This window comes from Mycobacterium kyorinense (assembly GCF_001672775.1).
GTDB lineage: Bacteria > Actinomycetota > Actinomycetes > Mycobacteriales > Mycobacteriaceae > Mycobacterium > Mycobacterium kyorinense_A.
In genome coordinates, this window is the sequence record NZ_LZKJ01000115.1 from 22,000 (window position 1) to 38,937 (window position 16,938).

Genomic DNA, 16,938 nt, shown 5'->3' on the forward strand with positions numbered 1-16,938 from the left:
ATGCTCAACTACGGCACGCAACCAGACATGCTGGGGCCGTTGACCGCCGCTCAGCGGTCGATATGGGCTGCCCAACAGCTCCGCCCCGAGGTCCCGTACAACTTCGCCGCGTTTGTGCTGATCGATCACGATGTCGACGTCGAGCGGCTCGCAGCTGCGTGCGAAGCGGCGGCGACGCATTTCGGCACGCCCTGCGCCCGGCTCTCGCTCGTCGACGGCGAGCCGGTTTTCGTGGTTGACCGCACTCTTGAGCAGACGGGACTGTTGCGCTGCATCGATCTGCGTGACGAGGCCGATCCCGAAGCCGCCGCCACTGACTGGATGAACGACGATTACCGCGAGCCCGTTGACATGGTTCGTGACCGGCTTACGAACTTCGCGCTGCTGCAGATCACCGACAACCTCTCGTACTTTTACTTGCGTGCACACCACGCTCTGTGTGACGGCTACGGCGCCGACAATTTCATCCGCCACATCGCCGCCGTCTATTCGGGGGCGACTGCCGACACCGGAGAGATTGACTTCTCCGAATTTGCCCTGATTCGTGACGCCGACCAGAAGTACCAGCAGTCTTCGCGCAGTCAAGCCGATGCCGAGTACTGGAAGACAGTTGTCCAGGGGCCCTTGGACGTCACCGACCTGACCGGCACGCGACGATCCGTGCCACCACGCCACCCGCTGGTACGCGAGCTGCAGTGCATCCATCAGCGGCCGGAGAACCCGGATCACCAATTCGACGTCGCAAGGGTTGTCGCGACAGTGGCGGTATTCCTCGCGAAAACCACCGGGCGACAAGATGTCTCGATGTCGCTGCCGGTTTCGGCGCGCACCACCGCTGCGCTGAAACGACGCGCGGGCATGGTGTCCAACCTGGTGCCGTTGCTCATTAACGTCGCCGAAGACGACACGATTGGCGCAATAACCGATCGAGCCGGCACGGCCTTGGTCGGTGCACTGCGCCATCAACAGTTCCGACGCTGGCCCGATCTCATTGCCGACACGGCCGGGGTCGACATGAACGTCGAGTTTGGCCCGGTGATCAACGTCCTCGACTTTTCCGGGACGCTTCAGTTCGGTCCGTCGGAAACGGCGTACAACGTATTGACCACGTTCCCCATCCAAGACATTGCCGTCAACATCTATCCACAACTGGGTGATGGCGCTCCGCGAATTCAATTCAGCTGGAACCCGGAGCGATACACCTCCGACGACATCGCCAGGCACATCAGCCGTTTGGAATCGCTCTTCGAGCGACTGCTGGCGGCGGACAGGTCGGTGGCGATCGGCAGCATGCCGTTGCTGGATGCCGATGAACGTGATCTGTTGGTATCGCGGTGGTCTGGCGCTCGGGCGGCCGCGCCGGTGGGGTTGGTATCGCAGTTGCTGGCGGCGGCGGTGGCTGCCGATCCGGACGCGGTGGCCGTGATCGACGGCGACCGGCGGCTGTCGTATCGCGAGCTTGATGAATGGTCGACGCGGTTGGCGCGGGTGCTCATCGAGGCCGGAGTGGGCCCCGAGCGTGCGGTGGGCGTGGCGATCGACCGGTGTGCGGAGTTGGTCGTGGCGTGGTGGGCGGTGGTCAAGGCCGGCGGGGCATATGTGCCGGTAGACCCCGTCCATCCCGTCGAGCGCATCGCCACCGTGCTGGACGCGGTGGAGGCGGTGTGCGTATTAGCTTGCGGTACCGATGAAGTGGCGGGAGCCGGCGCGCGACCGGTCCTGCGCATCGACGGTCTGGACGTGTCGGCGCGCTGCGCCGATCCAATCGCCGACGCCGATCGGTTGGCGCCGTTACGGGTGGATGACACCGCGTACGTGATCTTCACGTCCGGGTCCACCGGCGTGCCCAAGGGCGTGGCGGTCAGCCACGCCGGCCTGCTAGGGGTGGCCGCGGCGCAACGCGAGTTGTTCGGATTGAGCTCAGACGCACGGGTTTTGACGGTGGCCGCACCGACTTTCGACGCGTCGGTGTTCGAGCTGATGTTGGCAGTGGGGTCGGGGGCGGCAGTCGTGGTGGCGCCACCGGACACGTATGCCGGCGAGGCGCTGACAGGACTGCTGGAGGACCAGCAGGTCAGCGCTGCGGTGCTGACGCCCTCGGTGCTGTCGTCGTTGGATGCGGCCCGGCTGGACGGATTGGACACGCTGCTTACCGCGGGCGAGGCCTGCTCGGAGGAGTTAGTCACCGCCTGGGCGCCGGGCCGGCGCATGTTCAACGGCTACGGCCCCACCGAGGCCACCATCTGGTCGACTTGCAAGCCGCTGGCGGCGGGCCAGCCGGTGAGCATCGGCGCTCCGATCCCCGGGGTCTGCGCGCTGGTGCTTGATGCGCGGCTGAACCCGACCCCGATCGGGGTGGTGGGGGAGTTGTATCTGTGCGGCCCAGGGTTGGCGCACGGCTATGTGGGCCGGGTCGCGTTGACCGCAGAACGGTTCGTGGCAAATCCTTTTGGAGATCATTGGGAGGCTGCCGGAGCGCGTGCTTACCGTACCGGGGACCTGGTCTGCTGGGACGCCGACGGGCAGCTGCGCTATGTGGGGCGCGCTGACGAGCAGGTCAAGATCCGCGGGTCTCGGATCGAACTCGGCGAAGTTCAAACGGCTTTGGGTGCGCTGGACGGCGTCCAGCAGGCGGTAGCGGTCGCCCGCGAGGACCGCCCCGGCGACAAGCGCCTCGTCGGTTATGTCACCGGCACAGCCGACCCGGCCACGCTACGCACCCAACTGGCCGACCGGCTCCCCGCCTACATGATTCCCGCCGCGGTAGTGGTGCTGGACGCTTTGCCGTTGACTCCCAACGGCAAACTCAATACCCGCGCCCTACCCGCACCCGAATACACCGCCGGTGAATACCGGGCCCCGACCAACGCGGTCGAGGAGATCCTGGCCGGCATCTACGCCGAAGTCTTGACGCTGGAGCGAGTCGGCATCGACGACTCGTTCTTCGAACTGGGCGGCGACAGCATTTCGTCGATGCAGGTGGTGGCGCGCGCCCGCGCCGCGGGCCTGATCTGCCGACCACGCGATGTTTTCGTCGAGCAGACCGTCGCCCGGTTGGCGGTGGTGGCCGCGGTGTCCGACGGTGAGGTTGGCCCGATCGATGAGGGCATCGGCCCGGTAGCGGCCACTCCCATCATCCGTTGGCTGGAAAGCGTCGACGGTCCCGTCGCGCAGTTCAACCAAACGATGGTGTTGCAGGCTCCCGACGGGGTCGACGAAGCCGACGTGCGGATTGCCTTGCAGGCCTTGCTCGATCGCCATGCCATGTTGCGGCTGCGCGTCGACCACGACGATGCCGGTGGCTGGTCGTTGACGGTGCCCGAGGTCGGTTCGGTGGATGCGCACCGGTGTCTGCAGTCGGTGCCGGAATTGTCGGATGCCGCGCTGCTCGAGGCGCGGTCACGATTGAATCCGGGCGCCGGGATGATGCTCAGCGCGCTGTGGGTGGCCCCGGCAAGCCAGCTGGTATTGATCATTCATCACCTGGCCGTTGATGCCGTGTCGTGGTGGATTCTGTTGGAGGACCTCAACACCGCCTGGACTCAGCAGCACAGCGGGCAACCGGTGGTGTTACCGGCCATCGGCACCTCGTTCGCGCGGTGGGCATCCTTCGTGGCCGAGCACGCACAACACCCGAATGTCGTACGGCAGGCGGATGCCTGGAAGCAAGTGGCGGCGACCAGCACTGCGCTGCCGGCCGTGCGGCCCGGAACCGACACCTATGCCAATGCCGGTCATCTGTCGGCATCGCTCGACGCCGAGATCACCCGCACGTTGCTCGGAGAGGTACCCGGGGCGTTTCACGCCGGGATACACGAGATTCTGTTGATCGCACTTGGGTTGGCGGTAGTCGAATTCGTGGGCAACGGCAGCGGCCCGATCGGTATCGACGTCGAGGGCCACGGCCGCCACGAGGAATTAGACGCCGATATCGACCTGGCGCACACGGTCGGGTGGTTCACCACTAAATACCCGGTGTCGTTGAACGTCGGCAGGCTGTCCTGGGCACAGGTGGTTGCCGGTGAAGCGGCGCTGGGGGCGTTGCTCAAGGATGCCAAAGAGCAGCTCCGGGCGTTGCCACACCCGTTGAGCTACGGGGCGCTGCGGTATCTCAACGCCGATGTCAGCCTGGCCGAGGCCGACCCGCCGATCGGATTCAATTATCTGGGCCGCCTGGGCGTCCCGGATACTGATGGGAGCCAGGGGGTTTGGCGGTTCGGGCAGGACAGCTTGTCGGTCACCGGTGCGGCCGCGGCAGTGCCCATGCCGCTGGCACACACCGTGGAGCTCAACGCCGTCACGCTCGACACCGAAGCCGGTCCGCATCTACACGCCAATTGGACCTGGGCGGCCTCGACGCTCGATGAAGCACAGATCAGCCGGCTGAGCCGATTGTGGTTCGAGGCCCTGACCGGTATCTGCGCGCATGTGCGATCGGGTGGGGGCGGCCTGACGCCCTCTGATATCGCGCCGGCCCGATTAAGCCAGCAGCAGATCGACGAGCTCCAGCGCGACCATGCGATCGCCGACATTTTGCCGTTGACACCCCTGCAGCAAGGGCTGCTCTTCCACGCCAGCACCGCGCAGGCAAGCGACGACATGTATGCGGTGCAGCTGGATTTCACGGTCACCGGCCCCCTCGACTCCCGTCGGCTCCGCGATGCGATGCACACGGTGGTCAACCGCCATCCACATCTGGCGGCCCGATTTTGCCAACAGTTCGACGAGCCGGTGCAAGTTATCCCCGCCGATCCGGTCGTCGAGTGGCGGTATGTCGATCTCGGCGTCGGCGCTGACCTCGATGGCGATCCCGACGAGCTGATCGAGCACTTGTGCGCCGCCGAACGTGCCGCGGTCTGCGACCTGGCCGACCAGTCGGCTTTCCGGGTCGCGTTGATCCGTACCGCCGCAGAGCGGCACCGGTTGGTGTTGACCAACCACCACATCGTCCTCGATGGCTGGTCGCTGCCGATCCTGCTGCGGGAACTATTCGCCAGCTATTACGGCCAGCGGCTGCCCGCGGCCGGGTCCTACCGGACATTCCTTACCTGGCTGGCCGATCGAGACCTCGATGCCGCGCGCGCCGCCTGGCGTGAGGTGCTGGCCGACTTCGAAACCCCAACCCTGGTCGGCCCGCAAGATCGGTTGGACCTGGGGCGCCGAGGCTTTGACCGAGGCTCTGCGTCGTTCCGGGTGCCGGCGCAAACCGCACAGGCACTTAAGGACCTGGCGCGCTCCTGCCACACCACCGTCAGCACCGTGTTGCAGGGCGCCTGGGCGCTGCTGCTGACCTCGCTGACCGGCCAACGTGATGTCGTCTTCGGCACGCCGCGCTCTCGGGTAGGTCAGCTCGAAGTAGCCGGCGCGGAATCCATGGTGGGTCTGTTGATCAACACGGTGCCGGTGCGGGCCAGCATCACAGCGGCAACTACCACCGCAGACCTCCTGTGCCAGCTGCAGAACACTCACAACGACACGCTTGAGCACCAACACTTGGCGCTCAGCGAGATCCATCGCGCTACCGGTCACGAGAGACTGTTCGACACCCTTTTCGTGTACGAAAACTATCCGATCGACGCCGACGTCCCTTTGGGTGCCGACGGTTTGGTCATCACCGGGTTCACCAACCGCGAATACAACCACTACCCGCTGACGGTGGAAGCGCTGCCGGGCCGCGAACTCGGTTTGCACGTCGAATACGACACCAACGTGTTCGACGCGGCGGGCATCGAGGCGCTCATCGGACGGCTGCGACGAGTGCTGGCGGCGATGACAGCCGATCCCACCCGCCGCCTGTCGTCGCTGGATCTGCTCGACGATGGTGAGCGAGACCTGTTGCTGTCGAAGTGGTCTGGCGCCGGCGTTGCGGCGCCAGTGGAGGTGGCGCCGCAGTTGTTGGCTGCGGCGGTGGCCGCCGATCCCGCAGCGGTGGCGGTGATCGACGGTGACCGGCGGCTGTCGTATAGCGAGCTCGATGCGTGGTCGACGCGGTTGGCGCGGGTGCTGATCGAAGCCGGGGCCGGTCCAGAGCGCGCCGTGGGTGTGGCGATCGAGCGCTCTGTGGAATTGGTGGTGGCGTGGTGGGCGGTGGTCAAAGCCGGCGGCGTGTATGTGCCGGTGGATCGGGCCCATCCGGTGGAGCGGATCGCTGCGGTGTTGGATGCGGCGAAGGCTGTGTGCGTATTGACTTGCGGCGCCGATGATCTGGCGGCTGCCGACGCTCGGCCGGTGCTGCGCATCGACGGCCTGGACCTCCGCGGTCACAGCGCGGATTCGATTGCCGACGCTGATCGGCTGGCACCGTTGCAGGTGGACAACACCGCGTATGTGATCTTCACGTCGGGATCAACCGGCGTACCCAAGGGGGTGGTCGTCGGTCACAGCGGTCTATTGGGTTGGGCTGCAGCGCAACGCGACAGGTCCCAGTTTGGTGCCGATGGACGGGTGCTTATGGTGGCCGCGCCGACCTTCGACGCGTCGATCGGCGAGATGGTGTGGGCGGCGGGGTCTGGCGCCGCAGTTGTCGTGGCACCGCCGGGCGTCTACGCCGGCGAGGCACTCACCGCGCTGCTCCAGGACCAACAGGTCAACGCGGCGTTTTTGACTCCGTCGGTCTTGTCGTCGCTGGACCGGACCCGGCTGGACGGGCTGGGCACGCTGATGGCCGGCGGAGAGGCCTGCCCGGCAGAGTTGGTCGCCGCCTGGGCGCCGGGCCGGCGCATGCTCAATGTTTACGGCCCCACCGAAACCACCATCTGGGTCACCGCCAGTGCGCCATTGGCGCCCGGACAGCCGATCAGCATCGGCACCCCGCTCCCCGGGGTGTGCGCGCTGGTGCTCGATGCCTGGTTGAAGCCGGCCCCGGTGGGCGTGGTCGGTGAGCTCTATCTGGGCGGACCCGTGCTGGCGCACGGGTATGTAGGCCGAGTCGAGTTGACCGGGGAACGGTTCGTCGCAAATCCCTACGGGGCGGCCGGATCTCGGATGTACCACACCGGTGACCTGGTGCGCTGGACGTCCGCCGGCACCCTGGACTGCCTGGGGCGCGCCGACACCCAGATCAAACTGCGCGGGCAGCGCATCGAACTGGGCGAAATCGAGAACACCTTGCTGACCTGCCCGCAGGTTGCCCAGGCCGCCGTCACCGTGCACGAAGGCGAGACCGGCGCACACCTGGTGGCCTACCTCATTCTCGACCCCGCCGCCACCGCCGACCACGACGTCGAGGTGGTCGAAGAGTGGCACCACCTGTATGACGAGTTGTACGGCGCTGAGCTGGAGGCACCGGGATTCGGAATGGATTTCCGGGGCTGGAACAGCAGCTACACCGGTGATCCGATTCCGCTCGAGGAAATGATGGAGTGGCGGTCGGCGACCGTGGACCGGATCAGCGCGCTGACGCCGCAGCGGGTGTTGGAGGTCGGGGTGGGTTCGGGGCTGTTACTGGCGCAGTTGGCCCCGACGTGCGCCGAGTATTGGGCGACCGACTTCTCCGCACCGACGATCCAGACCCTGCAAGAGCAGGTGGCTGCGCAGTCCTGGGGTGACCGGGTGCGGTTGCGGGTGCAGCCGGCGGATGTGGCGGATGGATTGCCCGAAGGGCATTTCGATGTGGTGGTGCTGAACTCGGTGGTCCAGTACTTCCCGAGCGCGAGCTATCTGCTCGATGTGCTGGCAGCGGCGATGCGATTGCTGGCACCGGGCGGGGCAGTGTTCATCGGCGATGTGCGCAACCATAGCTTGCAGGGTGCGTTCCAAACCGCGATCGCGTTGGCCCGCACCGACAGTGCCGACGCCGCCGAGATCCGTCAACGAGTCCAGCACGCACTGCGCGGTGAGCCCGAATTACTTTTGGCCCCGGAGTTTTTCACCACCTGGGCTGCTGACCATTCGGCGGTGGCTGGCGTTGACGTGCAAGTCAAACGCGGATGGGCCGACAACGAACTGACCCGGTATCGCTACGACGTCGTCGCCTACAAGACTCCTGCACCGGTGCACTCGACGGCCACCGCGGACACTTGGACGTGGGCCCAATGCACCGACCTGCCGGGCCTGCAGAGCAGGCTGGCGACTCGACGCCCGGCCGTCGTTCGGGTCACCGGCATCCCGCGCACCGGGGTGATCGCCGACGTCCATCTCGAAGCCGCTCTGGCCGCCGGGCAGTCGCTGGGCGACGCGCTGGCCCACGCCCCCGCGACCGCCGACACCGCCGTCCCTGAGGAACTGCATCGCCTCGGGGAAGCCACCGGATACCACGTCGCCGTGACCTGGGACGCCCAACCGGGCACCCTGGACGCGGTTTTCCTCGCCGCCGTCGGCCCGCACCGCGAGTGCAGCCCACCGCTGACCGACGTGTATCTGCCCCCGGCGGGGACCCCGCAACGCGCGAGCTACGCCAACGATCCACAAACCAACACCAAAGTCAGCGCCGTCCGTCGGCGGTTGAGCGCGTGGTTGCCCGAATACATGGTGCCGCAGCACATTCTGGTGCTCGACGAGTTCCCGCTGACCTCGTCAGGCAAGCTGGACCGAAAAGCCCTGCCCGCGCCCGAGTATCAGGACGCGGATCGTTACCGTGCTCCAGTCGGCGCGGTCGAGGAGATTCTGGCCGGAATCTACGCCCAAGTCCTGGGACTGGAGCGGGTCGGCGGAGATGACTCGTTTTTCGATCTGGGTGGCGATTCGCTCTCGGCGATGCGGTTGATCGCCGCGGTCAACACCACGCTGGACACCGACCTTTCGGTGCGCGCATTGTTCGAGGCGCCGACGGTGGCCGAATTGGCACCCCGGATCGGTGGAGACGCGGGCCGGCTGGAGCCGCTGGTGGCCGGCGAGCGGCCCGCGGTGATTCCCTTGTCCTTTGCCCAGAGCCGGTTGTGGTTCATCGACCAGCTGCAGGGACCCTCACCGACCTACAACATCGCGGTGGCGTTGCGGCTGCGCGGACGGCTTGACGCGGAGGCGCTGCGTGCGGCCCTGGGCGACGTCGTGGCCCGTCACGAAAGTCTCCGCACGCTGTTCGCGGCACCCGACGGGATCCCGCAGCAGGTGGTCATGTCGGCCGAGCGGGCCGGATTCGGTTGCGAGATCGTTGATGCGGCCGGGTGGCCGGAGAACCGGTTGAGCAAGGCCATCGGAGCGGCGGCACGGTATGCGTTCGACTTGGGAGCCGAGATCCCCTTGCGGGCACCGCTTTTCCAGATCGCCGACGACGAGCACGTGCTGGTGGCGGTGGTGCATCACATCGCCGCCGACGGCTGGTCGATCAGGCCACTGGCGCGCGACCTCGCGGTGGCCTATGCCAGCCGCTGCGCAGGTCAAGCCCCCGACTGGGAGCCGCTGGCCGTGCAGTATGTCGATTACGCGTTGTGGCAGCGCACGCAGTTCGGCGATCTCGACGACAGCGACAGCCCGATCGCCGCGCAGGTGGCCTACTGGGAGCAGGCCTTGGCCGGCATGCCCGAGCGCCTGGAGCTGCCGACCGACCGGCCCTACCCGCCGGTGGCCGACCACCGCGGCGCCCGGGTAGCCATCGACTGGCCGGCCGAGCTGCAGCAGCAGATTCGCCGGGTGGCCCGCGAAAACAACTCGACCAGTTTCATGGTGATCCAGGCCGCTTTCGCCGCGCTGCTATCCACCATCACCGGCAGCAGCGATGTGGCGGTGGGCTTCCCGATCGCCGGGCGCCGCGTCCCGGTGCTCGACGAGCTGGTGGGCTTCTTCGTCAATACCTTGGTGTTGCGGGTCGACGTGTCCGGTAACCCCACGTTCGCCGAGCTGCTGGGTCAGGTGCGGCGGCGCAGCCTGGCCGCCTACGAGCACCAAGATGTGCCCTTCGAGGTTCTGGTGGAGCGGCTCAATCCCACCCGGAGCCTCACTCACCATCCGCTGATTCAAGTGGTGTTGGGCTGGCAGAACTTCCAGGACCATGATCCGGCCGCGGGCCTGGCGTTGGGTGACGTGCACGTCACGCCGATGCCGGTCGACACCCAAACCGCTCGAATGGATCTGGCGTTTTCGATGTCGGAACGGTGGAGCGAGGCCGGGGTGCCCGCCGGGATCGGCGGACAGGTGGAATTCCGCACCGATGTGTTCGACGCCGCCAGCATCGGGGCGCTCGTCGGGCGACTGGAGCGGATGTTGACGGCGATGACCGCCGATCCCGCACAGCGGGTTTCGTCGGTGAGTGTGCTCGACGAGCGCGAGGATGCCCGGCTGGATAGCTGGGGTAATCGCGCGGTGTTGACGCGGCCGGCGACCCCGGTGTCGGTGCCGGCACTGTTCGCCGCGCAGGTGGCCCGCACCCCGGACGCGGCAGCGGTGACCTTCGAGGGTCGGTCACTGACTTACCGCGAGCTTGATGAGGCGGCTAACCGGTTGGCTCACCTGTTGGCCGCGCACGGCGCCGGCCCGGGCACGTTTGTGGCGCTGCTGTTTTCGCGTTCCGCCGAGGCGATTGTGGCGATCTTGGCGGTCCTCAAGAGCGGGGCGGCCTATCTGCCGATCGATCCTGCGCTGCCGTCGGCGCGCATCGGGTTCATGCTCACCGACGCCGAGCCGGTCGCGGCGATCACCACCACGGATCTCGTCGACCGGCTCGACGGCCATGACCTCGTCGTCGTCGACGTGAACGATGCCGCTGTCGCCGCCCAGCCGGGCACGGCGCTGCCGACGCCCGCGCCGGACGACATCGCTCACTTGATCTACACATCGGGCACTACCGGTGTGCCCAAGGGGGTGGCCGTCACTCACCACAACGTCACCCAGCTGTTCGACTCACTGGAAGCCGGCGTGCAATTGGCGACCGGACAGGTCTGGACGCAGTTCCATTCCTACGCGTTCGACTTTTCGGTGTGGGAGATCTGGGGTGCGCTGCTGCACGGCGGGCGACTGGTGGTAGTGCCCGACTTGGTGGCACGCTCACCGCAAGACTTCCACACGCTGTTGGTCGGCGAGCACGTCAGCGTGCTCACCCAAACCCCTTCAGCGGTGGGGGTGCTCGCAGCCGAGGGGCTGGAGTCGGCGACGTTGGTGATCGGCGCTGAGCCGTGCCCGCCCGAGTTGGTGGATCGGTGGGCGGCCGGACGGGTGATGGTCAACGTCTACGGTCCGACCGAGACGACAATGTGGGCCTCCAAGAGCACCCCGTTGACCCCGGGATCGGGCGCTCCGCCGATCGGCTCGCCGGTGACAGGCGCGGCCTTCTTCGTGCTCGATGCCTGGTTGCGGCCGGTGCCGCCGGGCGTGGTGGGTGAGTTGTATCTGGCGGGACGCGGTGTGGCGGTTGGCTATTGGCGGCGGTCCGGGCTGGCAGCATCACGGTTTGTGGCCTGTCCGTTCGGCGGTGCCGGGACTCGCATGTATCGCACCGGGGACCTGGTGTGCTGGGGGCCCGATGGACAGCTGCGCTACCTGGGCCGCGCCGATGAACAGGTCAAAATCCGCGGCTACCGCATCGAACTCGGTGAAGTGCGCTCGGCGTTGTCCGGGCTGCCCGGAATTGAGCAGGCGGTGGTGATCGCCCGCGAGGACCGGCCCGGTGACCACCGACTCGTCGGCTACATCACTGGGACAACCGATCCCGCCGAGGCGCGCGCCGCGCTGGCTCAGCGGCTGCCGGCCTACATGGTGCCGTCGGCGGTGGTAGTGCTGGATGCTCTGCCCATCACGGTCAACGGCAAACTCGACACCCGCGCGCTACCCGCACCCGAATATCAGGAGGCCGGCCGTTACCGCGCTCCGGCCAACCCCACCGAGGAGATCCTGGCCGGCATCTATGCCGAACTGCTGGGAATCGAGCGGGTCGGGGTCGACGATTCGTTCTTCGAACTGGGTGGGGATTCGCTGTCGACGATGCGCCTGATCGCGGCGATCAACGGCGCGCTGGACGTCGACCTTTCGGTGCGCACCGTATTCGAAGCGCCCACGGTCGCCCAACTGGCACCGCATGTCGATCAGGGCGCGGGCCGGTTGGAGCTCGTGGCGGCTGGGGAACGACCCGCGGCGATTCCGTTGTCGTTCGCCCAGAGCCGGTTGTGGTTCATCGAGCAGTTGCAGGGCCCCTCACCGATTTACAACATCGCGGCCGCGCTGCGGCTGACCGGGCCGCTTGATGTCGAGGCGCTGCGGGCGGCGCTGGCCGACGTCGTCGGCCGCCACGAAAGTCTGCGCACACTGTTCCCGGCACCGCAGGGAACACCTGAGCAAGTGGTCGTGCCCGTTGAGCGGGTGCACATCGGGTGTGACGTCGTTGACGCCACCGAATGGCCGGCAAGCCAACTGGATCAGGCCGTTGATTCGGCGGCACGCTACACGTTCGACTTGGCCGCTGAAATCCCTTTGCAGGCAAGTCTGTTCCGGGTCGCCGAGCACGAACATGTGCTGCTGATCGTGGTGCACCATATCGCCGCGGACGGTTGGTCGTTGCGGCCGTTGGCCGCTGATTTGGGGGTTGCCTATGCCAGCCGGTGCGCCGGCCGAGCCCCCGGGTGGGCTGCGTTGGCGGTGCAGTATGTCGATTACACCTTGTGGCAGCGTAATTGGCTTGGCGACCTCGACGACCGGGATAGCCGTGTCGCTGCGGAGCTCGAGTTCTGGACGCAGACGCTGGCCGGAATGCCCGAACGCCTCGACTTGCCCACCGATCGGCCTTACCCACCGGTCGCTGACCATCGCGGCGCCACCGTGGCCGTGTATTGGCCGGCAGCGCTGCAGCAGCAGGTTCGGCAAGTGGCCCGCGAGCACAACGCGACCACCTTCATGGTGATGCAGGCCGCCCTGGCGGTACTGCTCGCCAAACTCAGCGCGAGTCCTGATGTGTCGGTTGGCTTTCCGATCGCCGGACGTCGTGACCGCGCACTCGATGAGCTGGTCGGCTTTTTCGTCAACACCCTGGTACTGCGGGTCGACCTGTCCGGTGATCCCAGCTTTGCCGAGCTGCTGGACCAGGTGCGGACGCGCAGCCTAGCCGCCTACGAGCATCAGGACGTGCCCTTCGAGGTGCTGGTGGAACGGCTCAACCCCACCCGAAGCCTGACCCATCACCCTTTGGTCCAGGTGATGTTGGCCTGGCAGAACTTGCCGTGGCAAGACGACGATCCCGCCGCCGGGCTGACTTTGGGTGACCTGGAAGTCACGCCGCTGCCGGTGGAAAGCCACACCGCCCGGATGGATCTGGTCTTTGCGTTGGCCGAACGGTGGAGTCAGGCCGGCGAGCCCGCCGGGATCGGCGGCAGGGTGGAATTTCGCACCGATGTGTTCGACGCGGTCAGCATTCAGACAATCATCGAGCGGTTGCAGCGGGTGCTGACGGCCGCGGCGGCCGATCCGACGCGGTCGTTGTCGTCGGTGGATCTGCTCGATGAGACTGAGCACGCCCGGCTGGATGAGGTCGGGAACCGGGCGGTGTTGACCGGGCCGGTGCCGGCACCGCTGTCTATTCCGGCGTTGTTCGCCCAGCAGGTCGCCCACGCACCCGAGGCGGTGGCGCTGACAAGCGGAGGTCGGTCGCTGACCTACCGCGAGCTCAATGGGTCGGCGAATCAGTTGGCGCACTTGCTGCTTGGGTACGGAGCGCGCCCAGGGGAGTGTGTGGCGCTGCTGTTGCCGCGGTCGGCCGAGGCGGTCATCGCGGTGTTGGCGGTGCTGAAAACCGGGGCAGCGTACCTACCGATCGACCCGGCGGTACCGGCGGCGCGGATCGAGTTCATGCTTGCCGATGCCGCGCCGGTTGCGGCGATCACCAGCGCCGAGCTGGCCGATTTGCTCGACGGCAACGACGTGCTGGTCGTCGACGTCAATGACCCTGCCGTCGACGCGCATCCCAGCACCGCGCCGGTGGAGCCAAGCCCGGCCGATATCGCCTACCTCATCTACACATCCGGTACCACCGGCACGCCAAAGGGTGTGGCAATTACGCACCACAACGTGACCCAGCTGCTGGCCTCGCTGGAAGCCGGGCTCCCGGCCGCGGGGGTATGGAGCCAGAGTCACTCGCTGGCCTTCGACGTCTCGGTGTGGGAGATGTTCGGCGCGTTGTTACGCGGTGGACAGCTGGTGGTGGTGCCCGAGCCGGCGGTGCGCTCTCCGAAAGCGTTGCACGACTTGCTGATCGATGAACGGGTCACCGTCTTGACCCAGACTCCGTCGGCGGTGATGGCGTTATCACCCGACGGGCTGGAATCAACGGCGTTGGTAATGGCCGGTGAGGCGTGCCCGGCCGAGGTGGTGGACCGCTGGGCGTCGGGACGGGTAATGGTCAACGCGTACGGCCCCACCGAAACGACGATGTGTGTGGTGATCAGCGCGCCGCTGACACCAGCGCCCGGTGTGGTGCCGATCGGTTCGCCGGTAGCAGGCGCGGCGCTGTTCGTACTGGACGGCTCCTTGCGTCCGGTGCCCGCAGGCGTGGTCGGGGAGTTGTATGTCGCCGGCGCCGGTCTGGGATACGGGTATGTGCGACGCGCGGGGTTGACCGCATCGCGGTTTGTGGCGTGCCCGTTCGGGGCGCCCGCAACGCGCATGTATCGCACCGGTGATCTGGTGTGTTGGCGCCGCGACGGACAACTGCAGTATCTGGGGCGCGCTGATGAGCAGGTCAAAATCCGCGGCTACCGCATCGAACTCGGCGAAGTCCAAGCCGCCCTGAACGCGCTCGACGGGGTGGATCAGGCCGTGGTCATCGCCCGCGACGACGGCCCCGGCGACAAACGCCTGGTCGGTTATGTGACCGGCACCGGTGATCCCGCCGGGATGCGCGCGGCGCTGGCTGACCGGTTACCGGCGTACATGGTGCCAGCTGCAGTGGTGGTGCTCGATGCGCTGCCGCTGACACCGAATGGCAAACTCGACACTCGCGGCCTACCCGCGCCCGAATACACCGCCGGCGAGTATCGAGCACCGAGCAACGCCGTCGAGGAGATCCTGGCCGGCATCTACGCCCAGGTGCTCGACGTCCAGCGCGTCGGGATGGACGACTCGTTCTTCGACCTGGGCGGCGACAGCATTTCGGCGATGCGCCTGATCGCGAAGATCAACACCAATTTGAATGCCGCGCTTGCGGTTCGCGCTGTGTTCGAAGCGCCCACGGTGGCCGAGTTGGCGCCGCGAATCGGGGAGGACGCCGGCCGGTTCGAGCCGCTGACGGCCGGGGAGCGTCCGGCGGTGGTCCCGTTGTCGTTCGCCCAGAGCCGGTTGTGGTTCTTGGATCAGTTGCAGGGACCCTCGCCGGTTTACAACATGTCGACAGCGTTGCGGTTGGACGGGCGCCTTGACGTCGAGGCGTTGGGTGCGGGACTGGCCGACGTGGTGGCACGTCACGAGAGCCTGCGCACATTGTTCATGGCTCCCGACGGGATACCTCAGCAGGTGGTGGTGCCCGCCGACCGAGCCGAGTTGGATTGGCACGTCGTCGATGCGGCGGGCTGGCCGACGGCGCAGCTGGACGAGGCGATCGACACTGCGGCGCGCTACGCCTTTGTTCTTTCTTCCGAAATCCCGCTCCGGGCAACCCTTTTCCGGGTCGCCGAGGATCGGCATGTGTTGGTGGCCGCAGTGCATCACATCGCCGCCGACGGCTCGTCGATCACTCCGCTGGTGCGTGATCTGGGTGTGGCGTATGCCAGCCGCTGTGCGGGGCAAGCCCCGGGGTGGGCCGATTTGGCCGTGCAGTATGTCGATTACACGCTGTGGCAACGCGCCCAATTCGGTGACCTCGACGATGACAGCAGTCCTATCGCTACGCAACTGGCGTATTGGGAAGAGGCGCTGGACGGGATGCCCGAGCGGCTGCAGCTGCCCACCGACCGGCCCTATCCACTGGTGGCCGATCAGCGCGGCGCCACCGTGGCGGTGGATTGGCCGGCGGAGCTGCAGCAGCAGGTTGCCCGGGTGGCCCGTGAGCACAACGCCACCAGCTTCATGGTGATGCAGGCCGCCCTGGCGGTACTGTTCGCCAAGCTCAGCGCCAGTTCTGATGTGGCGGTGGGTTTCCCGATCGCCGGGCGTCGCGATCCGGCACTTGATGATTTGGTCGGCTTTTTCGTCAACACGTTGGTGCTGCGGGTCGACGCGGCCGGTGATCCCAGCTTTGCCGAGCTGTTGACTCAGGTGCGCGCACGCAGCCTGGCCGCCTACGAGCATCAGGACGTGCCGTTCGAGGTACTGGTCGAGCGGCTCAACCCGACTCGATCCCTGGCCCATCATCCGCTGGTGCAGGTGATGCTGGCCTGGCAAAACCTGCCGGGCCACACCAGCGATCCCTCCGGCGGGCTGGCGTTGGGTGATGTCCACGTCGCCCCGATCCCGGTGGACACCCACACCGCGCGGATGGATTTGCTGTTTTCGCTGGCCGAACGGTGGAGCGAAAATGGTGAGGCCGCAGGCATCGGCGGCACGGTGGAATTCCGCACCGATGTGTTCGACGCTGCCAGTATCGCGACGCTGATCGAGCGGTTGCGCCGCGTGTTGATGGCCATGACCGCCGATCCGACACGGTCGTTGTCGTCGATGGATCTGCTCGACGAGGCCGAGCATGCCCACCTTGATGCGCTCGGGAACCGGGCAGCGTTGACAGCGAATTTGCCGGCGCCGGCGTCGGTTCCGGCGTTGTTCGCCCAGCAGGTGGCTCGCACTCCGGAAGCGGTGGCGGTGACTTGCGAGGGCCGGTCACTGACATATCGCGAACTCGACGAGGCTGCTAACCGATTGGCGCAGCTGCTCGTCGGCCACGGGGCCGGCCCCGGGCAGTGTGTGGCGCTGCTGTTGTCGCGTTCAGCCGAAGCGATCGTGGCGATCATGGCCGTGCTCAAGAGCGGGGCGGCCTATCTGCCGATCGACCCGGCTCTGCCGGCGTCCCGGCTCGGGTTCATGCTCGCCGACGCCGCGCCGATCGCTGCGGTCACCACCGCTGATCTCGCGGAGCGGGTGGCCGGTCATGAC

1 protein-coding gene (only partly in view) is annotated in these 16,938 nt (G+C 66.9%); it reads left to right on the forward strand.

What is annotated here, in order from left to right:
- Nucleotides 1-16,938, forward strand: partial view of a non-ribosomal peptide synthetase gene (locus tag A5707_RS12125; protein ID WP_065014708.1) — the 5' portion only. The gene runs 14,232 nt beyond the window's last position; 16,938 of the gene's 31,170 nt are visible here — the first part of the coding sequence; the start codon lies at nt 1-3; the stop codon falls past the right edge of the window.